The 21,030-nt window shown below is 70.1% G+C and carries 19 protein-coding genes; 10 read left to right on the forward strand and 9 right to left on the reverse strand.

What is annotated here, in order from left to right:
- The first annotated feature begins 220 nt into the window (after positions 1 to 220).
- The 4 genes from ASD47_RS18830 to ASD47_RS18845 all read left to right on the forward strand — a co-directional run bounded on the left by ASD47_RS18830 (position 221) and on the right by ASD47_RS18845 (position 5,480).
- Positions 221 to 1,942 (forward strand): S41 family peptidase, encoded by a 1,722-nt coding sequence (locus ASD47_RS18830; protein ID WP_056759836.1) that lies wholly within the window; start codon positions 221 to 223, stop codon positions 1,940 to 1,942.
- Positions 1,943 to 2,128: 186 nt separating this feature from the next.
- Complete coding sequence (locus ASD47_RS18835; protein WP_056759837.1) at positions 2,129 to 3,235, forward strand: HlyD family secretion protein; 1,107 nt, start codon at positions 2,129 to 2,131, stop codon at positions 3,233 to 3,235.
- Between the two features lie 22 nt (positions 3,236 to 3,257).
- The gene (locus ASD47_RS18840; protein ID WP_056759838.1) at positions 3,258 to 4,856 is read left to right on the forward strand and encodes a DHA2 family efflux MFS transporter permease subunit; all 1,599 of its coding nucleotides are present in this window, start codon (positions 3,258 to 3,260) and stop codon (positions 4,854 to 4,856) included.
- Positions 4,857 to 4,871: 15 nt separating this feature from the next.
- Positions 4,872 to 5,480, forward strand: coding sequence for a TetR/AcrR family transcriptional regulator (locus tag ASD47_RS18845; protein WP_056759839.1), 609 nt, complete (start codon positions 4,872 to 4,874; stop codon positions 5,478 to 5,480).
- Between the two features lie 6 nt (positions 5,481 to 5,486).
- On the opposite strand, the gene ASD47_RS18850 is transcribed toward ASD47_RS18845, so the two are convergent.
- From ASD47_RS18850 to ASD47_RS18870, 5 genes are all read right to left on the reverse strand, one after another.
- On the reverse strand, positions 5,487 to 6,302 hold the full coding sequence (locus ASD47_RS18850; RefSeq protein ID WP_019848730.1) for an enoyl-ACP reductase: 816 nt from the start codon (positions 6,300 to 6,302) through the stop codon (positions 5,487 to 5,489).
- Between the two features lie 62 nt (positions 6,303 to 6,364).
- Entirely contained in the window at positions 6,365 to 8,317 is a 1,953-nt protein-coding gene (locus ASD47_RS18855) for a tetratricopeptide repeat protein (RefSeq protein WP_056759840.1), read from the reverse strand.
- A gap of 26 nt (positions 8,318 to 8,343) precedes the next feature.
- Positions 8,344 to 9,561, reverse strand: a complete 1,218-nt coding sequence (gene fabB, locus ASD47_RS18860; RefSeq protein WP_056759887.1) for a beta-ketoacyl-ACP synthase I — start codon at positions 9,559 to 9,561, stop codon at positions 8,344 to 8,346.
- Between the two features lie 66 nt (positions 9,562 to 9,627).
- Positions 9,628 to 10,143 carry a 3-hydroxyacyl-[acyl-carrier-protein] dehydratase FabA gene (fabA, locus tag ASD47_RS18865; RefSeq protein ID WP_056759841.1) on the reverse strand — a complete coding sequence of 172 codons (516 nt, stop codon included), beginning with the start codon at positions 10,141 to 10,143 and terminating at the stop codon, positions 9,628 to 9,630.
- A 92-nt stretch (positions 10,144 to 10,235) separates the two neighbouring features.
- Positions 10,236 to 10,763 (reverse strand): SH3 domain-containing protein, encoded by a 528-nt coding sequence (locus ASD47_RS18870; RefSeq protein WP_056759846.1) that lies wholly within the window; start codon positions 10,761 to 10,763, stop codon positions 10,236 to 10,238.
- 88 nt (positions 10,764 to 10,851) lie between these two features.
- Here ASD47_RS18870 and ASD47_RS18875 point away from each other — a divergent pair, with 88 nt between their 5' ends.
- Positions 10,852 to 11,838, forward strand: a complete 987-nt coding sequence (locus ASD47_RS18875) for a D-glycerate dehydrogenase (protein ID WP_029589390.1) — start codon at positions 10,852 to 10,854, stop codon at positions 11,836 to 11,838.
- A gap of 63 nt (positions 11,839 to 11,901) precedes the next feature.
- On the forward strand, positions 11,902 to 13,917 hold the full coding sequence (locus ASD47_RS18880; protein WP_082564694.1) for a S9 family peptidase: 2,016 nt from the start codon (positions 11,902 to 11,904) through the stop codon (positions 13,915 to 13,917).
- On the opposite strand, the gene ASD47_RS18885 is transcribed toward ASD47_RS18880, so the two are convergent.
- Positions 13,914 to 14,651 carry a molybdopterin-synthase adenylyltransferase MoeB gene (locus ASD47_RS18885; RefSeq protein ID WP_056759850.1) on the reverse strand — a complete coding sequence of 246 codons (738 nt, stop codon included), beginning with the start codon at positions 14,649 to 14,651 and terminating at the stop codon, positions 13,914 to 13,916. The two genes, ASD47_RS18880 and ASD47_RS18885, sit on opposite strands and share 4 nt — an antisense overlap.
- Before the next feature lie 5 nt (positions 14,652 to 14,656).
- Here ASD47_RS18885 and hslV point away from each other — a divergent pair, with 5 nt between their 5' ends.
- From hslV to hslU, 3 genes are all read left to right on the forward strand, one after another.
- Positions 14,657 to 15,256 carry an ATP-dependent protease subunit HslV gene (gene hslV, locus ASD47_RS18890; RefSeq protein ID WP_162251678.1) on the forward strand — a complete coding sequence of 200 codons (600 nt, stop codon included), beginning with the start codon at positions 14,657 to 14,659 and terminating at the stop codon, positions 15,254 to 15,256.
- Positions 15,257 to 15,329: 73 nt separating this feature from the next.
- Positions 15,330 to 16,166 (forward strand): nuclear transport factor 2 family protein, encoded by an 837-nt coding sequence (locus ASD47_RS18895; protein ID WP_056759854.1) that lies wholly within the window; start codon positions 15,330 to 15,332, stop codon positions 16,164 to 16,166.
- A complete protein-coding gene (hslU, locus tag ASD47_RS18900) occupies positions 16,163 to 17,458 on the forward strand; it encodes an ATP-dependent protease ATPase subunit HslU (RefSeq protein ID WP_056759858.1) in 1,296 nt (431 codons plus the stop codon). Before ASD47_RS18895 ends, hslU begins: the two co-directional genes overlap by 4 nt.
- Here hslU and ASD47_RS18905 read toward each other — a convergent pair.
- From ASD47_RS18905 to ASD47_RS18915, 3 genes are all read right to left on the reverse strand, one after another.
- Positions 17,455 to 18,516, reverse strand: a complete 1,062-nt coding sequence (locus tag ASD47_RS18905; protein ID WP_056759860.1) for a DUF2252 family protein — start codon at positions 18,514 to 18,516, stop codon at positions 17,455 to 17,457. The genes hslU and ASD47_RS18905 overlap by 4 nt on opposite strands.
- 45 nt (positions 18,517 to 18,561) lie before the next feature.
- The gene (locus ASD47_RS18910; RefSeq protein WP_056759862.1) at positions 18,562 to 19,458 is read right to left on the reverse strand and encodes a methylated-DNA--[protein]-cysteine S-methyltransferase; all 897 of its coding nucleotides are present in this window, start codon (positions 19,456 to 19,458) and stop codon (positions 18,562 to 18,564) included.
- A gap of 165 nt (positions 19,459 to 19,623) precedes the next feature.
- Positions 19,624 to 20,100, reverse strand: coding sequence for a DUF2244 domain-containing protein (locus ASD47_RS18915; protein WP_056759889.1), 477 nt, complete (start codon positions 20,098 to 20,100; stop codon positions 19,624 to 19,626).
- A 79-nt stretch (positions 20,101 to 20,179) separates the two neighbouring features.
- Between ASD47_RS18915 and nth the strand changes: the two genes are divergently transcribed.
- Positions 20,180 to 20,890: an endonuclease III gene (nth, locus tag ASD47_RS18920; RefSeq protein ID WP_056759863.1), complete on the forward strand. Its 711-nt coding sequence runs from the start codon at positions 20,180 to 20,182 to the stop codon at positions 20,888 to 20,890.
- Positions 20,891 to 21,030: the final 140 nt, after the last annotated feature.

The following is a 21,030-nucleotide window of genomic DNA, read 5'->3' on the forward strand; positions in this document are numbered from 1 at the left end:
ACGTTCATCCGGGGAGACCTCCGGCCAAGGTTGGAGCTTCGCAACCCCAGCTTCTCAGCCGCTCCCCGGGTGAACAACCTTCATAGCTTCGACAGCTAGGTCGCACGGCGGGGACCACGCCCGGCGTATCGGAAAATCTACCCAGGGCTGTGAAGCGCCACAGTTTCGCCCCAGCGCCGCTTTCCAGTAGCGCTTGGGGGGCGGAGCTAGGGACACACCCATGAACCGCCGGGAGATACTGACCGCCCTGCCGAGCGCGCTGGTCGCGTCGCAGGCCGCCGCCGCGACCGAAGCTCCCCGTGCGCTGTCGGCGCGCGGCGAGGCCAACCTGACCGCCTTCGCGCGCCTGCTCGCCTATGTCCGCTTCTTCCACCCGACCGACGAGGCCGCCGCGACCGACTGGAGCGCGCTGGCTGTCTCGCATGTCGAAACCGTCGAGGCGGCGCGCTCGCCGGCCGAACTGGTCGCACGGTTCGAAGCCGTCTTCCGGCCGCTCGCCCCGACCTTGAAGCTGTATGCGGCCTCGACGCCGCCCGCCGCCAGGCCGGACGCGCCGCCGGCGGCCGGAACGCTGGTCATGTGGAAGCATTGGGGCGCGGCCCTGACCTCGCCTTCCACCTACCACGCCGCCCGGGTAGCGGTCGCGGACGGCCGGCCCAGGGTGCTACCGCTGAGCCTTGGCGGCGGCGTCAGCGCCCTGATGCCGACGACGGCCAACGCCATGCCCGCCGCGTTCGAGGCCCCGACCCTGGCGGCCGCCGCGACCGCAGCCCGGGCCTATCCGGCGGACGAGCGCCGGGTGCATCTGGCGGCCGTGATCCTGGCCTGGGGCGTCCTGCACCACTTCTATCCGTACCTCGACACCGCGGGCGACTGGGATGCGGCGCTGTCCGAGGGCTTGCGAAGCGCCGCCAGGGATCCGGACGGACAGGCTTTCCGCCTGACGCTGGCCCGGATGGTCGCCACGCTCCGCGACGGCCACGGCAACGTCTATTACCGCTCGGCCGAAAAGGGGCTGCCCATTGGCTGGTCGTGGATCGAGGACCAGCTGGTGATCACCGCCCTGCCCGACGACGCCAAGGACCTGACGGTGGGCGCGGTGGTCACGCGGATCGACGGCGTCGATGTGCGCCAGCGGCTCGCGATGCTGGACCCGGAAATCTGCGCGGCCACGCCGCAGTGGCTGCGGTTCAAGTCGCTGCAGCGCCTGCAGGAGCGCCCCGACGGGACGCCCGCTGTTCTCCAGGGCGAGACGCCGGACGGACGACCGTTCACGGCGAGCCTCGCGGCGGCGCCGTGGAAGACCGTATATGCCCTGGCGTCGAAGTCGGCCGTGGCGAACTTCTCGGAGCCGAGGCCGGGCGTGGTCTATGTGGACCTGGCCCGGGTCACCGACGACGATCTCCAGACGCGGATGACTCAACTGGCGGCCGCGCGAGGGATCGTGCTCGACGACCGGGGCTATCCGTCCGGGCCGGCGAGGATGCTGCTCTACCATCTCAGCGACCGGACCTTGCATTCGCCGCGGTTCGAGAAGCCGATCGTCACCGAACCGGACGGCCGGAACGTGGTCTTCGACGGCGAAGGCAGCTGGGTGATGGCGCCGCATGAGCCGCGCTTTCCCGGGCGGCTGGTGCTGCTGACCTCCGGCGGCTCGATCAGCTACGCCGAAAGCTGGGCGGGCACGTTCGAGGGCGAGAAGCTGGGTCCGATCGTCGGCGGGCCGACGGCGGGAACCAACGGCAACATCAACCCGCTTTGGCTGCCGGGCGGCTTCCTGGTGGTGTTCACCGGCATGCGGGTTCGCAAGCAAGACGGCTCGCGCCACCACGGCGTCGGGATCATTCCGACCGTTCCTGTCGCGCAGACGCTGGCGGGCTTTCGGGCCGGCCGTGACGAGGTGCTTGAGCGCGGCGCCGCCCTGGCGGCCGGAGACGCCTAATCGCTCGCGGCGACCTGGCTGGGCGCGCCGGCCTTGGCCAGGGCGCGCGACCTGTTGACGCGACCTTGAGCTTTCCGTCCGGACGCGGTTGATTTTTGGACGAGTGCGTCCATTTATCCCTTGCCCGGGACGAAGGTCCGATATATCGCCCCGGTCCATCGGGTTGATTTCGGGATCCTTAAGTCCATGGCCACCGCCTCCAAGAAGAAGCTCGTTCCCCTGATCGTCGGCGGCGCGGCCGTCGTGGCGCTGGTCGTCGGCGGCGGGCTGTGGTTCGTCGACAAGCAACGCTACGAAACCACCGACAACGCCTTCGTCCAGGCCGACACCGTGCAGGTCAGCCCGCAGGTCTCCGGCTATGTCGCGCAGGTGCTGGTGGCCGACAACCAGCGTGTCGAGGCCGGCCAGGTCGTCGCCCGTATCGACCCCGCGCCGCTGCAAGCCAAGCTGGACCAGGCGATCGCCAACGCCCAGGCCCTTGAGGCGGCCATCCAGAGCGTCGACGACAAGGCCGCCCTCGAGCAGGCGATGATCGCCCAGCGGGCCGCCGGCGTGGCCAGCGCCCAGGCCGACCAGGGCCGGGCCAAGGCCGACCTGATCCGCTACGACGCCCTGGCCAAGCAGGGCTGGGTCTCGACCCAGAAGGTCCAGACCACCCAGGCCAGCGCCGCCCAGTCGGCCGCCGCCGTCCAGAGCGCCCAGGCGGCCCTGGAGGCCGAGCGCCGCGCCGCCCAGTCCCTGGGCTCGGCCCGCGCCCAGACCGTCGCCCAGGCGGCCGCGGCCCGCGCCGCCGTCGAGCAGGCCCGCATCGACCTTGACCGCACCGTGATCCGCGCCCCGGTGGCCGGCGTCGTCGGCGCCCGCTCGGTGCGTCCCGGCCAGCTGGTCCAGCCGGGCGTGGCCCTGATGTCGGTCGTCCCGGTCGGCCAGGGCTATGTCGTCGCCAACTTCAAGGAGACCCAGGTGGCCCGCCTGCGCGTGGGCCAGCCGGTGGAGATCAAGGCCGACGCCTTCGGCAAGAGCGTGATCCACGGCAAGCTGGACAGCTTCGCCCCGGCCACCGGCCAGGAGTTCGCCCTGATCCCGGTCGAGAACGCCGTCGGCAACTTCACCAAGATCACCCAGCGCCTGCCGGTGAAGATCGTGGTCGACAAGTCGCCGCTGGGCTCGGCCCTGCGCCCCGGCCTGTCGGTCGACGTCAAGGTCGACGTCCGCGACCGCTCGGGCCCGACCTTCGCCGAGGCCGGCCTGCCCGGCGCGGCCCAGTACGCCCAGCAGGGCCAGGCGCGCTAGGGCGCGGTCCAGGATCGCCGCCATGACCGACGCCGCCCTCCCCGCCCAGTCCGCGCCGCCCGCCGCGAAATCGGCGGCCGAGATCGACTGGACCAAACTGCTCCTCGGCTTCGGGGCCATGGTCATCGGCCAGTTCATGGCCATCCTCGACATCCAGATCGTGGCGGCCTCGCTGCCGCAGATCCAGGCCGGGGTGGGGGCCAGCGCCGACCAGGTCAGCTGGATCCAGACCGCCTACCTGATCCCCGAGGTCGTGATGATCCCGCTGTCGGGATATCTGTCGCGGCTGTGGGGGACACAGCGCGTCTACCTGATCTCGTGCACCGGCTTCATGGTCATGAGCGTGCTGACGGGGCTGTCCTCGTCGATCGACATGATGATCCTGACCCGGGCCCTGCAGGGCTTCATCGGCGGGGCGATGATCCCGACGGTGTTCGCCGTGGCCTTCACCGCCTTCCCGCCCGAGCGGCGGATCACGGCCAGCGTGATCATGGGCCTGATCGTCACCCTGGCCCCGACGGTGGGCCCGACCCTGGGCGGGCACCTGACCGAATGGCTCAGCTGGCGCTGGCTGTTCTTCATCAACGTGCCGACCGGCCTGGTCGTGCTGTTCGGCGTGGCCCGCTGGGGCCAGTTCGACAAGGGCGACCCCAGCCTCGCCAAGGGCTTCGACTGGTTCGGCCTGGCGGTGATGGCCACCTTCCTGATGAGCATGCAGTTCGTGCTGGAGGAGGGCTCCAAGGACGGCTGGTTCGAGGACAGCGGCATCCTGGGCCTGACCGTGCTGGCCTGCGTCACCGGCGCGGTCTTCATCTGGCGCTCGCTCAGCTATCGCAACCCGATCGTCGAGCTGCGGGCCTTCGCCAACCGCAACTTCAGCGTCGGCGTGGCCATGACCGCCGTGTCGGGGGCCAGCCTGTTCGGCGGCACCTTCCTGCTGCCGCAGTTCCTGGGCCGGGTGCGGCACTATTCGGCCTCCGAGGTCGGCACCACCATGGTGGTCTCGGGCCTGTCGATGTTCGCCACCGGGCCGATCGCCGGCCGGCTGGTGCGCCAGATGGATCCGCGCATCCCGATGTGCATCGGCTTCACGCTGGCGGGCTTCGGCATGTACATGGCCCATGGCGTGACCAAGGACTGGGGTTTCTGGGAGTTCGCCGGAGTCCAGGCCTGCCGGGGCGTGGGCGTGATGATCGCCATGATCGCCACCCAGCAGGTGACGATGAGCACCCTGCCCCCGCACATGGTCAAGAACGCCTCGGGCCTGGTGAATCTGGCGCGCAACACCGGCGGCGCGATCGGCCTGGCTCTGCTGGCCACGACGATCACCAACCAGACGGCGCTGTACTACATGGGCCTGTCGGACGAGCTGGGTCAGGGCGACGCCCGGATCGCCGGCATGATGGCGGGCCTGGCCGCGCGTATGCAGCAGCTGGGCGTCTCCGATCCGGACGGCGCGGCGCGCAAGGCCATCGGCGGCATGCTCAGCCAGCAGGCCACGGTGCTGGCCTTCGGCGACAGCTTCACCCTGCTGGCCTATGGCTGCTTCGCCGCCGCCGTCGTCTCGCTGCTGGCCAAGCCGGCCAAGAACGCCCCTCCCCCGCCTTCGGACGCGCACTGATGCCTAGAGTCGCCCATGCCTAGAGTTGCAGGACAGATCGACGTCGCCAAGACCGAAGCCATCCTCGACGCCGCCGTCGAGGTGATCGGCCAACGCGGCCTGGGCGCGCCGATGGAGGCCATCGCCCGACAGGCGGGCGTCTCCAAGCAGACCGTCTACAACCACTACGGCTCCAAGGCCGAGCTGGTCCGGGCCCTGATGGCCCGGCGCGTGGCGGCGATCACCGCCCCGCTGCGGGAATCCGGCGCGATCGACAATCCTGGCGAGGCGCTGGAGGCCTATGCCCGCTCGATGCTGGAGACGGTGACCACCACCAAGAGCTATTCGATCCTGCGGGTGATCATCCAGGGCGCCGGCGAAATGCCCGACGTGGCCCAGGAGGTGTTCGAGGCCGGGCCGCGCCAGGCGCGCCGCCAGCTGGCCGCCTTCCTGGAGGTGGAAACCCAGCTCGGCCGCCTGAAGGTCGAGGACTTCGATCAGGCGGCCGAGTTCTTCTCGGGCATGGTCATGGGCCACAGCCAGCTGCGGTCCCTGCTGCGCCTGCCGTCCGACAAGACGGCGGCGGAGTTCGACGGCGTCGCCCGAGAAGCCGCCCAGCGCTTCATGCGGGCCTACGCGCCGTAGAGGTTGCTAGGCCTCCGCCTCGTCGGGCATGCCCATCATGTGGAAGCCCGCGTCGACGTGGACCACCTCGCCGGTGGTCGAGCGGCCCAGGTCCGAGGCCAGCCACAGGGCGGCGCCGGCGACGCCCTCCATCGAGGTGTCCTCCTTCATGGCGCTGAAGGCCCGACCCTGGGCGATCATGCCCCGGCCGCCCGAAATGCCGGCCAGCGACAGGGTGCGCATGGCGCCCGCCGAGATGGCGTTGACGCGGATGCCCTTGGGACCCAGGTCGCGGGCGATGTAGCGGGTCGCCGCTTCCAGGGCGGCCTTAGCCACGCCCATGGTGTTGTAGTTCGGGATGGTCCGCTCGGAGCCCAGATAGGTCATGGTGACCATCGAGCCGCCGTTCGGCATGATCCGCGACGCGCGCTTGGCGACATCGACGAAGCTGAAGGCCGAGATGTTCAGGGCCGTCAGGAAGCCTTCGCGAGTGGTGTTCTCGACGAACGACCCCTTCAGCTCGTTCTTGTTGGCGAAGGCCACCGAGTGGATCACGAAGTCCAGCGTGCCGAACTTGGCCTCGATGGCGGCGAAGGCCGCGTCCATCGAGGCGTCGTCGGTGACGTCGGCCGGGATCATGGTGGTGACGCCGATGCTCTCGGCCAGCGGCCGCACGCGCCGCTCCAGGTCCTCGCCCTGATAGGTGAACGCCATCTCGGCGCCCTGGGCGGCCAGTTGGCTGGCGATGCCCCAGGCAATGGAATTGTGGTTGGCCACGCCCATGACGAGGCCCTTCTTGCCCCGCATCAGCTCGCCCTTGGGGAATGCGTAATCGTCGGCCATGGCTTGGCTCTCCTGGAATCCTTGAGCGCTAGCTAGCAGGAGGAGTCCTCCTGCGGAACCCTTCAGACGGGATCGATGTCGAAGCCGGCGGGCGGCAAGCCTGCCTGGGCGCGGGCGTAGAGGGCCTCGAAAGCCGCTTCCAGCCGCCGGGCGAAGACAGCGGGATCGAACACCGGTCCATTCCGCACCGCCCTGCCCAACCTGGCCTTCAAGGCTTCCAGCGCCGCCGGATCCCCGGCCAGCCGCACCGCGGCGGCGACATAGGACTCGACGTCGTCGGCGACGAGTTCGGGCAGGTCCAGGGCGGTCAGCAGGCTGGCGGCCACCCGGCTGGCGAAGCTTCGCCCCGGCGCGGTCAGGATCGGAATCCCCATGCGCAGGGCGTCGCTGGCCGTGGTGTGGGCGCCGTAGGGCCAGGTGTCGAGCATCAGGTCGGCCAGGGTCTGGCGGGCCAGGTGCTCGGCGTGCGGCGCGGGACCGGCGAACACCAGGCGGTCGGGATCGATCCCGGCCGCCCGCGCATGGGATCGCAGGTTGGCCGCCGCCCCCGGAGAGCCCTCGTAGAGCCACAGGACCGATCCCGGCGCGGCCCGCAGCACCGTCGTCCAGGCGGCGAAGACCTCGGGCGTGATCTTGGCCGGATTGTTCAGGCAGGCGAAGACGAAGACCCCGTCCGGCAGGCCGGCGTCCGCGCAGGTCGGCCTCGCCGCGAAGGACGTCAGGCCGTCGTTGGGCTGATAGAGCGGCAGGCGGACCACCGCCTCGCTCCAGTCCGCCTCGGCGCCCGGCGGCGACACCACCGGGTCAGCGATCACATAGTCGGCATAGGGCGCGGCGAGGGTTCCCGGATAGCCCAGCCAGCTGACCTGCACCGGCGCGGCCCGATGGGCCAGGATCCCGGGCCGGCCGTCCTGGGTATGGCCCTTCAGGTCCACCACGATGTCCACGCCCAGGTCACGGGCCAGGGCCGCGACGGCGGCGTCCGACAGGCGGCGCACGTCGATCCGCCGCTCGAACGCCGCGTCGATCCGCTCACGCAGGGCGCCGCCCAGATCGGGGCCATAGGACAGGGCCAGGATCTCGAACCGCTTGCGGTCGTGGGCCTCCAGCAGGCCGGCCATCAGCCGGGCCGTGGCGTGGTCGTGCAGGTCGGCCGACAGGTAGGCGACGCGGATTCGCTCGCCCGGGGGACGCGGCGGCCAGACCCGCGCGGGCGCGGGAGGCGGCGCGGCCAGGCCGGCGGCGAGGCGATGCGATGCGGGGTCGTCGAAGGCGGACAGCGCCGCGAATGGACCTATGGCGGGGCGACCGGCTTCGAGCTCGTCTCGTATGGCCGCCAGCAGGGCCGCGTCGTCGCGCCAGTCGCAGACCTGGCGGCGGGCGTACAGCAGGTCGCCCAGCGCGCGGGGACGGCGGGGATCGCGGGCGAGGACCCGCTCCAGGTCCCGCGCCGCCTCGACGGGGCGGCCCAGCAGCATCAGCAGGCCCGCGCGGTTGGCCAGGGCCTGCGGGTGGTCCGGAACGGCGGCGCAGGCCTGGTCGTGGGCGGCCAGGGCTTGCTCGAACCGTCCCAGGTCCGACAGCGCCACGCCACGATTGCACAGGGCGTCGACGAAGCCGGGCGAAGCGGCCAGGGCCTTGTCATAGGTCGCCAGCGCCTCGGCGGGACGGCCCAGGCGGCGCAGGGCCACCCCCCGGGCGTTCAGCACCGTCGCATTGTCCGGATCGCGGGCCAGGGCCGCCTCGCTGGCCGCCAGAACCTCGTCGTCGCGGCCCAGCGCGACCAGGGCGGCGGCCCGGGCCGACAGCACCCCGGCGCGGACCGGATCCAGCGCCAGGGCCCGGTCCAGGGCGGCCAGGGCCGAGGCCGCGTCGCCCAGGGCCAGGCGCGCCGCGCCCAGCAGGTGCCAGGCTTCGACGGAGCCCGGATCGTCGGCCGCCACCCGCTCGCACAGAGCGGCGGCCTCGGCCATGCGGCCGTCGCGATAGAGGTCGTAGGCCTGGCGGGCGGTCATCGGGGGTCCGGAAACCCGCCGCCGGATCAGTCGGCCTTGCTGAAGATCAGCGTGCCGTTGGTGCCGCCGAACCCGAAGCTGTTAGACATCACCGTGGTCAGCGGCTTGTCCGAGCGCTCCAGCAGGATCGGCAGGTCGGCGAACTCCGGATCGAGGTTTTCGATATTGGCGCTCTGGGCGGCGAAGCCGTTGTCGAGCATCAGGATCGAATAGATCGCCTCCTGCGCCCCGGCCGCGCCCAGGCTGTGGCCGGTCAGCGACTTGGTCGAGGAGATCAGCGGGGCCTTGTCGCCGAACACGTCGCGGACCGCGCCCATCTCCTTGCTGTCGCCCACCGGCGTGGAGGTGCCGTGCGGGTTCAGGTAGTCGATGGTCCGGCCGCCGGCCTCGGCCATGGCGATCTTCATGCAGCGCGCCGCGCCCTCGCCCGACGGGGCGACCATGTCGTAGCCGTCGGAATTGGCCGCGTAGCCCACGACTTCGCCATAGATCTTGGCCCCGCGCGCCTTGGCGTGCTCGTACTCTTCCAGCACCACGATGCCGGCCCCGCCGGCGATCACGAAGCCGTCGCGGTCCTTGTCATAGGCGCGGCTGGCCACGGCAGGCCGGTCGTTGAAGTTGCTGCTCATCGCGCCCATAGCGTCGAACAGGTTGGACAGGGTCCAGTCCAGCTCCTCGCAGCCGCCGGCGAAGACGATGTCCTGCTTGCCCATCTGGATCTGCTCGGCGCCCGCGCCGATGCAGTGGGCGCTGGTCGCGCAGGCCGAGCTGATCGAATAGTTGATCCCGCGGATCTTGAACCAGGTCGACAGCACCGCCGACGGGCCCGAGCTCATGGCCTTGGGCACGGCGAACGGGCCGATGCGCTTGGGGCCTTTTTCCTTGGTGGTGGCGGCGGCCTCGACGATCACCCGGGTGGACGGGCCGCCCGAGCCGACGATCAGGCCGGTGCGCTCGTTGGAGATCTCGGCCTCTTCCAGGCCGGCGTCGGCGATCGCCTGTTCCATGGCGATATGCGCATAGGCCGTGCCGGGCGCCAGGAAGCGCGCGGCGCGGCGATCGACCAGGGCTTCCCAGCTGTCGAGCTTGACCGTGGCGTGGACCTGGCAGCGGAAGCCCAGCTCCGCATAGTCCGGCGCGGAGACCACCCCCGACTTGGCTTCACGCAGTGAGGCGAGCACCTCATTGGCGTTGTTGCCGATGGACGAGACGATCCCCAGTCCGGTGACGACGACGCGACGCATGAACAATCCTCTTTTCTTCCCCGTGGTCCAGAAGGGGCGGCTCTGGACGGCCGCCCTACAGGTGGATCAAGACGCCATTTGGTCCGCGGTGAACAGACCGACCTTCAGGTCCTTGGCCTCGTAGATGGGCTTTCCGTCGGCCTCCACCACGCCGTCGGCGATGCCCATGACCAGCTTGCGCATGATGACGCGCTTGAGATCGATCTTGTAAGTGACCTTCTTGACGTCCGGCGTGACCTGGCCGGTGAACTTCACCTCGCCCACGCCCAGGGCGCGGCCGCGGCCGGGACCGCCTGACCAGCCCAGGAAGAAGCCGACCAGCTGCCACATGGCGTCCAGGCCCAGGCACCCCGGCATGACCGGGTCGCCGATGAAGTGGCAGGCGAAGAACCAAAGGTCCGGATTGATGTCGAACTCGGCCTCGACATAGCCCTTGCCGTACTTGCCGCCCTCGGACTCGATGCGGACGATGCGGTCGAACATCAGCATCGGCGGCGCCGGCAGCTGGGCGTTGCCGGGGCCGAACAGCTCGCCGCGACCACAGGCCAGGAGTTCGTCGAAGGTGTAGGAACTTTGTTGCATGGCCTCGCCCTAGCACGGCGGCGGGCCGCGCCTCAATGTTACTTTCAGTAACGCCTGTGAACGCCCGGCGCTCCGGCGGCGCGAAAATGCGCCTATTCCTTGCACTGGACCTGGGGCGCGGCGCCCCAGATCTCGGCCTCCGGAGCCCAGCCTGACTCGCCGCCCGCCTTCAGCTTGCACCAGCCCTTTTCGCAACGGTCGAGATTGGCGGTCGAACGGCCCGCCAGATAGGCCTCGACCCGGGCGCCGGCCTTGGGCTGGGCGCGGAGCGGCAGGGGGCTGGCCTGCACCCGCATGGCGGTGCGGCGGCCGTCGGTGGTGCGCTTGTGCACCCAGGCCAGGTTGCCCTCGGGATCGCAGATCCTGCGCCACTCGCGGGTTTCGGCCACCACCTGCACCGGCAGGCCCTTGACCTTGTAGATCCACAGCAGGCGGTGCGCCTCGTCCGGCCCGACCCGGGCGTTCACCTCGCCGTACTTCAGCGACACGTAGCGCGGCACCTCCATGCCGGACGGCGTGACTTTCGGGGCCTGGGCCCAGGCCCCGCCGCCCAGGCTCACCGAGCCGAGCGCGACCAGGGCCAGGGCGCCGAGCGAACGATGTTTGCGATTCCTCGGCATGTTGCTTGGCCCCATGGGGCCCCTTTGCTACAGATTTCGAACACCCGCCTGGGAAACACCCAATTGCGGAAGGCTTTTCGAACCGCTCATGTCAGCTCGCAAGCTCAAAGTGATCGTCACCCGCAAACTCCCCGATCCGGTGGAGACGCGGATGTGCGAGCTGTTCGACACCCAGTTGAACGTCACCGACAAACCCTTGACGGCCGATGAACTGGTCGAGGCCATGAACCAGGCCGACGTGCTGGTGCCGACCATCACCGACCGCATTGACGGACGACTTCTGTCGCGATCCGGCGACCGGCTCAAGCTGATCGCCAATTTCGGGGCCGGGGTGGACAATATCGACGTCGCCACCGCCAACGCCCGGGGCATCATCGTCACCAACACGCCCGGCGTGCTGACCGAGGACACCGCCGACCTGACCATGACCCTGATCATGGCCGCCTCGCGCCGGGTGGTCGAAGGCGCCGAGGTGGTCAAGGCCGGCGGCTTCCACGGCTGGTCGCCGACCTGGATGCTGGGCCGCCGCCTGTGGGGCAAGCGCCTGGGGATCATCGGCATGGGCCGGATCGGCCAGGCCGTGGCCCGCCGCGCCAAGGCCTTCGGCATGCAGGTGCACTACCACAACCGCAAGCCCGTCAGCCCGCGCATCGCTGAAGAGGTCGGAGCCACCTACTGGGAAAGCCTGGACCAGATGCTGGCCCGCATGGACATCATCTCGGTCAACTGCCCGCACACCCCGGCCACCTACCACCTGCTGTCGGCCCGCCGGCTCAAGCTGCTGCGGCCGCAGAGCATCATCGTCAACACCGCCCGCGGCGAGGTGATCGACGAAGGCGCGCTGGCCAACATGCTGGCCCGCGGCGAGATCGCCGGCGCCGGCCTGGACGTCTACGAGCACGAGCCGGCCATCAACCCCAAGCTCCTGAAGCTGCCCAACGTCGTGCTCCTGCCCCACATGGGCTCGGCCACCGTCGAGGGCCGCATCGACATGGGCGAGAAGGTCATCGTCAACGTGAAGACCTTCATGGACGGCCACCGGCCGCCGGACCGGGTGATCCCGTCGATGCTGTGACTGGAGCTTGACCTTTCGGTCCTGAGACTCTTCTTTCGCTGAAGTTGAGTTGGGGGACTGATCATGATTTCCAGACGCCATGTCCTGGCGGGCGCAACGGCGTCGCCCTTGGCGGCCATGGCGGGCGGCGCATCCGCCCAGGCCGTCACATCACCCACCCTCGACGAGATTCTGACGCCGCCCACCCTGCTGGGCGCGGCCCTTTCGCCGGACGGTCGCCAACTCGCCTCGTTGCGGATGGAGCGCAAGGGCGAGCTGATGAAGGCCTACGTGCTGCTGCAGTCCGCCGACCGGCCCCGCGATCCGCCGACGGTCGTGCTGATCGGCGACTACGACGTTCAGCAGCTGGAATGGGCCAATGACGAACGTCTGCTGATCTGGATCTTCATTCACAAGAATCCCGACGGCACGCCGACCGGCCAACGTTATGGCGACCTGCTCTTCCCTTCGCCCCAGATCCGGGTCCTGTCCATCAGCCTGGATGGCGCGGAGACCGCCATCCTGTTCGGCAGCGAGGGCGGGCCCGTGTCCCGAGCGGCCGATCTGGGCTCCATCGTCGATCTGCTGGTCGATGACCCCAAGAACGTGCTGATGCAGGCCTGGGACTACGACAAGGGCTGCCTGCTGCTGTTCAAGGTGAATATCTATACCGGCGAGGCGACCTTCTTCGAGCGCGGCGCGCAGCAGACCTATGGTTGGCGCACCCAGAACGGCCAGCCGGTCATCCGCCTCGACAGCAACCGGCGGGGCACCGTCGTCTGGATCTACACCCGGCCGCCGGGTCAAACCGCTTGGACCCTGTACCGCAAGCTGCGCCGCAACGAGCTGGAGCAGATCTCCGACTTCAACGTAGTGGGCGCCACGGCGGAGGCCGGCGTGATGCTGGTGACGACCCAGCACGAGCGCGGCGGCGACCGGGTCCTGCAGCGCTTCGACCTTCAGACCCTGAAGTTGGCCGAGGTGATGGCGTCACGAGTCGATCGCGACATCGACAGCGTGGTGATGGATGAACGCGGCGGCCTGCTGGCCGCCAGCTTCGTGGAGGATCGTGAAGACTACATCTTCTTCGACCAGACCCTGAAGGCGCACTATCGAGGCCTGCAATCCTACTTCAAGAACGACGTCAATCTGAGCTTCGTCGACGCCAGCCTCGACCACAGCCGCTTCGTCGTCGGCGCCAGCAGTCCTACCCTGGCCGGTTCGCTGTGGCTGTACGACAAGCCTTCCGGCGCCCTGACCCCGCTGGGCGAGACGCGGCCCTGGCTTTCCGGCCGCCTGGCGCCGACCTCGATCCTCAAGCTCAAGAGCCGCGACGGGCTGGACCTGACAGCCTACCTGACCACCCCGATCGGCGCGGTGGCCGGACCCCGTCCCCTGGTGATCTTCCCGCACGGCGGCCCCGAGGCGCGCGACGCCTATGGGTTCGACCAGTTCGTCCAGGCCTTCGCGGCCAAGGGCTGGTACGTGCTGCAGGTCAATTTCCGGGGCTCCTCCGGCTACGGCAAGGCCTTCGCCGACGCCGGGCGCAAGCGCTGGGGCACGGAAATGCAGAACGACATCGAGGACGCCTTGGCCGCCGTCACCGCCAGAGGCGGAATCGATCCACGCCGCATCGCCATCTGCGGGGCCAGTTATGGCGGCTACGCGGCGTTGATGGGTGCGGTGAAGACCCCGAAGGTCTATCGCGCCGTGGTCTCGATCGCGGGAGTCAGCGACCTGCCCGCGATGGTGGCCTACACCAAGCGTGAGGACGGCGGCGACTCCCCGGCCTACACCTATGTGCTGGAGACGATCGGCGACCCCGTCGCCGACAAGACCCTGCTGGAACAGAGCTCGCCCGCCTTCCGCGCCAAGGAAATCATCGCGCCGGTGATGCTGATCCACGGCGTGCACGACGACGTCGTGCCGATCGAACAGTCCAACCGCATGGCCAAGGCCCTGAAGGCGGCGGGCAACCCCGCCAAGCGGCTGGACATCAAATGGGTGGGGCACCGCGGCTGGGACGTCTTCACGACCAAGACCATCCTCAATGCGGCGATCACCCACATCGAGACCGCTTTCACCGCGCCTCTCGCCTAGCCGCCGCAGCTCGGGCACGCCGGGTCCGCGCCGATCCGCACCGTGCGGGTTTCCGCCGCCAGGGCGTCGTAGATCAGCAGGCGGCCGGCCAGGGTATGGCCGGCGCCGGTGATGACCTTCACTGTCTCCAAGGCCATCAACGACCCGATCACCCCGGCCAGGGCCCCGACCACCCCGACCATCGCGCAGGTCTCGGCGTCGGGCGGGATCTCGGGCACCAGGCAGCGGTAGCACGGCCGTCCCTGGAACACCCCGACCTGGCCGGTCCAGCGGCCCAGGGCGCCGCTGACCAGGGTCTTGCCCTCGGCCAGGCAAGCGTCGCTGACCGCGAAGCGGGTGGCGAAGTCGTCCGTGCCATCCAGCACCAGGTCATACCGGGACACCACCGCCCGAGCATTGGCCTCACCCAGCCATACCGGGTGGGTTTCGATCGTCAGGTGCGGGTTCAGGGCCGCCAGGTGCTCGGCCGCCGCCTCGACCTTGGGTCGGCCCGTGTCGGCGGTGGCGAACAGCACCTGGCGCTGCAGGTTGGACAGCGACACCGTGTCGGCGTCGACCAGGCCGAGGGTCCCGACCCCGGCGGCGGCCAGATAGAGGGCGGCGGGCGCGCCCAACCCCCCGGCCCCGACCACCAGCACGCGCGCCGCCTTCAGCTTCTGCTGACCCGGGCCGCCGATCTCGCGCAGCACCAGGTGGCGGGCGTAGCGTTCGACCTCGGCGTCGGAAAAACTCATGGCGCTTGACCCTCGTGCCCGGCCTCGCCACATGCGAAGCCATGCAAAGCTCGACTTCCTTCCCCGACTGGCACGGCACCACCATTCTGGCGGTGCGCAAGAACGGACAGACCGTGATCGCCGGCGACGGACAGGTCTCCATGGGCCCAACCGTCGTCAAGGGCAACGCCCGCAAGGTGCGCCGCCTGGCCGGCGGCAAGGTGGTGGCCGGCTTCGCCGGGGCCACGGCCGACGCCTTCACCCTAATCGAGCGGCTGGAAGCCAAGCTCGAGCAGTATCCCGACCAGCTGGCCCGCGCCTGCGTCGACCTGGCCAAGGACTGGCGCACCGATCGCTACCTGCGCCGGCTGGAAGCCATGCTGCTGGTGGCCGACGCGACCTCGATCTACACGGTCACCGGCGTCGGCGACGTGCTGGAGCCGGGCGAGAGCGCCGGCGGCGGCTCGGTGGCGGCCATCGGCTCGGGCGGCAACTACGCCCTGGCGGCGGCCAAGGCCCTGATCGACCAGGACCTGACGGCCGAGGAGATCGCCCGCCGCGCCATGGCCATCGCCGCCGAGATCTGCGTCTACACCAACGGCAACCTGACGGTCGAAAGCCTCTGATCGGCGCGGTTACGCGGAATTCACGAGCCAGCGGCGCCGCCAGGCGCTTAGCTCCGGCGCGGGAGGCTTCACCATGCTCAAGACCGCTCTGATCGCCTGCGCCCTGCTGGCCGCCGCGCCAGCCTGGGCGGCGACGCCATCGCCCGCCGAAATCGAAAGGGCCGAGCGCGCCTTCGCGGCCGACGGCCTGGCCCTGGGCGTCCGGGACTCGTTCCTCAAGCACATGGCCGACGACGCCATCGTCTTCCGGCCGGGACCGGTCAACGCCAAGGCGCTGTACGAAGGTCGGCCGTCCAGCAAGGCCGTCCGCCTGGAATGGTGGCCGCAGAAGGTGGTGATCGCCCGCTCCGGGGACCTGGGCCTGTCGGTGGGTCCGGCGGCGGTCAACGGCCAGCGCGGCGGCTACTACGCCACGATCTGGCGCAAGGCCGCCGACGGCCGGTGGAAGTGGATCTATGACGGCGGGGCCGAGGCCGACGGGGCCAAAGCACCGGGCCAGGACACACCGGCCATCCATGGCCCGATCGCCAGGACCGGCGCGAAATCCCCGGCGGCCGGTTTCGACGCCGCCCGTCTTGCCGAAACCGCTCTGGCCAAGGCCGCTGAAAACAACGCGCCCACCGCCTATCGCACGGCCCTGCCCGCCGACGCCTGGCTGCTAGGCCCAGAAGGAACCGCAGGCCTGACCCCCGACGCCCTGGCCGAGCGCATCGACGCCCGGCCGGAGCGCATGATCCTGACCCTGCGCGGCGGCGGCGCTTCGGCGGCCGGCGACCTGGTCTGGACCCATGGCGAGGCCGGCTGGGTCGATCACCAGGAAATCATCCGGCACGCGCACTATATGCATGTCTGGCAAAGGCGCGCCGAAGGGTGGCGTCTGATCTTCGAGACCTTGAACACGGACACATGACCGAATTCTCCCCCCGCGAAATCGTCTCCGAACTGGACCGCTACATCGTCGGCCATACCGACGCGAAGAAGGCCGTCGCCGTGGCCCTGCGCAACCGCTGGCGCCGCCGCCGCGTGCCGGCTGACCTCCGCGACGAGGTCACCCCCAAGAACATCCTGCTGATCGGCCCCACGGGCGTCGGCAAGACCGAAATCGCCCGCCGCCTGGCCAAGCTGGCCCAGGCGCCGTTCTTGAAAGTGGAGGCCACCAAGTTCACCGAGGTCGGCTATGTCGGCCGCGACGTCGACCAGATCGTCCGCGACCTGGTGGAGAGCGCCCTGGCCATGGTTCGCGACAAGCGCCGCGCCGGGGTCAAGGCCAAGGCCGAGGCGGCCGCCGAGGAGCGGATCCTCGACGCCCTGACCGGCCCCGGTTCGACCGCGGCCCGCGACAGCTTCCGCAAGAAGCTGCGGGCCGGCGAGCTGGACGACAAGGAGGTCGAGCTGCAACTGGCCGACACCGGCGGCGGCGGCATGTTCGAGATCCCCGGCCAGCCGGGCGCCTCGGTGCTGAACCTGTCGGAGATGATGAAGTCGTTCGGCGGCGGCCGCACCAAGACCCACAAGACCACCGTGGTCGGCGCCTGGGCCCCGCTGATCGCCGAAGAGAGCGACAAGCTGCTGGACCAGGAGGCCCTGACCCAGGAGGCCCTGGAGCTGGCCGAGAACCATGGCATCGTCTTCCTGGACGAGATCGACAAGGTCGCGTCCTCCAGCCAGCGCGGCGGCGCTGACGTCTCGCGCGAAGGCGTGCAGCGCGACCTGCTGCCGCTGATCGAGGGCACCACGGTCTCGACCAAGTACGGTCCGGTCAAGACCGACCATATCCTGTTCATCGCCTCGGGCGCCTTCCACGTGGCCAAGCCGTCCGACCTGCTGCCCGAGCTGCAGGGCCGCCTGCCGATCCGCGTGGAGCTGAAGGGCCTGAGCCGCGACGACCTGCGCCGCATCCTCACCGAGCCGGAAGCCAACCTGATCCGCCAGCACCAGGCCCTGCTGCTGACCGAGGGCGTCACCCTGGTGTTCAGCGAAGAGGCCATCGACGCCGTCGCCGACGCGGCCGTGGCGGTCAACGCCTCGGTCGAGAACATCGGCGCCCGCCGCCTGCAGACCATCCTGGAAAAGGTGGTCGAGGAGATCAGCTTCACCGCCGCCGACCGTTCCGGCGAGACCGTGACGGTCGACGCCGACTACGTGAAAAGCCGCATCGGCGCGCTAGCGGCCGACGCGGACCTGAGCCGGTTCATTCTCTAGCCGAAGGCCTTCTGGTCCGCCTCGACCTGGCGCGCGGCCGTTTTGGCGTGGTCGCGCAGCCAGTCGGCCGGCTGGCTGGCGAAATGAGCCTGGAGCGCGGCGACCCGGTCCAGGTCGCCGGCATGGCACGCGGCGATCTCCCGGCCCATGGCGGCCAGCATGTCCCGCGACAGCAGGCCGTCGATCGAGTCCTTGGCCTCGATCTTGCGGCTGTTAGGCGACAGGCGGCGCACCACCACGCCGTCGGCGACCCGGTAATGCGGATCGACGGCCCGGAACCGGCCCTGGGCGATCTCGCCCGCCCGGATCGACGGGTCGCCGCCGTGCCGCAGCGCCCAGGCCGAGACGACCACCGCCTTGACCTCGCGCAACACCGGACCGCCCCGCCACTCGGTCCGGGCCACGAACCGCGGCCGGCCCAGGCTGCCGACCCCCGCCGTGCGGGGGAAGGTCTCGAAGGCGGCGGCGGGGTCCGGCAGTGCCGCGGCCAGGGCGGCGCGATAGCGCGGCGGGATCGGCCGCGACGGCGGCGCGGCGAACTTGGCCCAATAGGCGACGCGGTCGGGCTCGGGCAGCACCACCGCCTTGCGCAGCCCCTTGTGGTCGCGCTCCAGGACGAACGGCTGCGGCGCGGCCAGGCCGGCGGCGTAGCCCTCGAGGATCGCCTCGCAGATCTCCCGCGCCCCGACCACCTCGTCCTGGCGGGCCAGCAGGGCGCTGGCGGCCAGGCGCACCAGGTCCAGTGGATAGGGCATGACCGCCGCGTCGTCGAAGTCGTTGGCGCCCCAGACCAGCCGCCCCTCGGCGTCGCGCCAGCAGCCGAAGTTCTCGACATGGGTGTCGCCGATCGCCAGGACCTTCGACGCCGAGGCCAGGCCCGGACAGACCTCCAGGACCGTCTCGGCCCAGCGCCAGTAGGTCGCTCGCAGGAAGGGGAAAGGGCCGTCCCGCATCCTGTCGTGCTTCTCGGCCAGGTCGGCCTCGACCAACTCGCCGCCCAGCGCCGCGGCCAGCCACGCCTCATAGGCCTTGGCCGAAGCCTTGATCGAGGCGGTCATGGCCTTGTTCCCCTAGACGACGACCAGACCGGCCGCAGTCCAAGACTAGGCGCTGAAATCGCTGGCCGGAAGCCGGGCGCCGGCCTGCACCGCTTCCATGCCCAGCATCGCCGCTTTGCGGCCCAGGCCCCAGTGGTAGCCCGTCAGCCGGCCGTCCCGGGCGATGGCCCGGTGGCAAGGGATCAGCAGCGAGATCGGATTGGCCCCGATCGCCCCGCCGGTGGCCTGGTAGGCGCGCGGGCTGCCGGCCCAGGCGGCGATCTCGCCGTAGGTGCTGGTCCGGCCCGGCGGGATGCGCAGCAGGGCCTTCCAGACCTGGACGTTGAACGGCGAGCCGATCAGCACCACCGGCAGGGGTTGCTCGCCGCCGGCGAAGGCGTGGAGGGCCGTGCGGATCGCCGCCTCGTCGTCGCGGCGCCAGTCGGCCGCGGGGAAGCGCCGGTGCATGTCGTCGAACGTCGCCTCGTCGTCGCCATCGGAGAAGGCCAGGCCCGCCAGGCCGCGCGGGGCCATGACGAACAGGCCCTTGCCGTAGGGCGTGGGGGCCCAGCCCCAGGTCAGGCTGATCCCCTCCCCCCGCCGGCGCACGTCGCCGGGCGTGACCGCCTCCTGGGCGATGAACAGGTCGTGCAGGCGCGAGGGCCCCGACAGGCCGGCGTCATAGGCCGCGTCGAGCACGCTGGCCCCTTCCTCCAGCGACTTGCGGGCCTCGGCATGGGCGATGGCGGCGACGAAGGTCTTGGGGCTGACGCCGGCCCAGCGGCTGAACACCCGCTGGAAGTGGAACGGCGACAGGCCGACGGCCTGGGCGGCCTCGTCCAGCGACGGCCGCTCCTGCCAGCGGTCGGCCAGCCAGGCCAGGGCCTTGGCCATGCGGTCGTAATCGGCCGACCGCTCGGTCAGGTGGGCGAAGGCTTGCGAAGGGGAGATGTCCAGAGCCATGGAGAGGAAGATAATGCTGCGACCGGCGTTCGTCCGCCCGGTTCTTGCGCCTTCCGCCGAGATACCGTCCTCGTCCTTCGACAAGCTCAAGATGAGGACGGCGGATAGACCCGTTCAGTAGAAAGCCTCATCCTGAGCCTGTCGAAGGACGAGGTTTTCGGCCCCTCACGCGTGCCGTTCGGACCGCGCCTTCAGGATCGCCCGCTCCAGCGCCCGGGCGAAATCCACCCGCTCGGGCGGGCTGAGCGCCCGGCCCAGGGTCAGGCGTTTGCGCGACATCATCAGCCGCACCCGGGTCTCGTGCTCGCCGGGCTGGTCGACGCCCACCCGGGTGAAGGCGGTCGGCGAGCTCCAGATCACCCGCGCGCCCTTCTCGTCCTCGCGGCTGACCGTCACCGCCTCGGCCGTGACCCGGATCCGTTCGGCCCGTTCGGCGGCCCGGAAGCTGGCGCGTAGGGCCAGCCATACCGCCAGGACGTCCAGCCCCAGGAACGGCAGGACCGGCGGGGCGCCCAGCACCAACAGGAACACCGCGACCATCAGGTTGAAGGCGATCATCACCCCCAGAACGACATGCAGGCCGCGTCGGCTCATCGAGCGGTTCGGCTTGATCACGGCGTCCATGTACAGCGGCAGGGCCATACTCTGATTTAGGCCCGGCGGAGCGCTCTGGCGAGGCCCGGCTTGGCGAACCTGGCGCATCACGGCATGGTCGCCGCCCATGGCCCTCCCCGCGCGCAAGCCCTCCAATCCCCTCGCCAAGAAGCGTCCCGCCGCCAAGCGGGTCTCGCCGGCCGAGCGCGAGCGGATCGAGGTGCTGTTCTCGCGGTTCGAGAGCCTGGAGGACCATCCCAAGACCGAGCTCCACTATTCCAACCCCTACACCCTGGTGACGGCGGTGGCCCTGTCGGCCCAGGCGACCGACGTTCAGGTCAACAAGGCCACGGGACCCCTGTTCCAGGTCGCCGACAGCGCCGCCAAGATGCTGGAACTGGGGGAAGAGGGGCTGATCCCATACATCGCCTCGATCGGCCTCTACCGGACCAAGGCGAAGAACGTGATCGCCGCGGCCAGGATCCTGGTCGAGCGCCATGGCGGCGAGGTGCCGCTGAATCGTGCGGCGCTGGAAAGCCTGCCCGGCGTGGGTCGCAAGACCGCCAGCGTGGTCCTGAACGAGCTGGATATCGAGCCTGCCATCGCGGTCGACACCCACGTGTTCCGCGTCTCGCACCGTCTGAAGCTGTCGGCCGGCAAGACGCCGGACGCGGTCGAGGACGACCTGATGCGGATCGTGCCCGACCGCTACAAGACCCGCGCGCACCACTGGCTGATCCTGCACGGGCGCTATGTCTGCGTGGCGCGGCGGCCCAAGTGCGAGATCTGCCGGATCGCGGACCTGTGTCCGTCGCGGGAGCTGTTTGTCGGGGCTTAAACCCTCCCCCTGTGGGGGAGGCGATCGCGAAGCGATCGGTGGGGGAGTCTTAGGGTCGCCGATCCAGGATCTGGCGACCTGCCGATCAATCCCCCCTCCGTCGGCTACGCCGACACCTCCCCCACAGGGGGAGGACCTTA

Source organism: Caulobacter sp. Root1472, assembly GCF_001426985.1.
Taxonomy (GTDB): Bacteria; Pseudomonadota; Alphaproteobacteria; order Caulobacterales; family Caulobacteraceae; genus Caulobacter; species Caulobacter rhizosphaerae.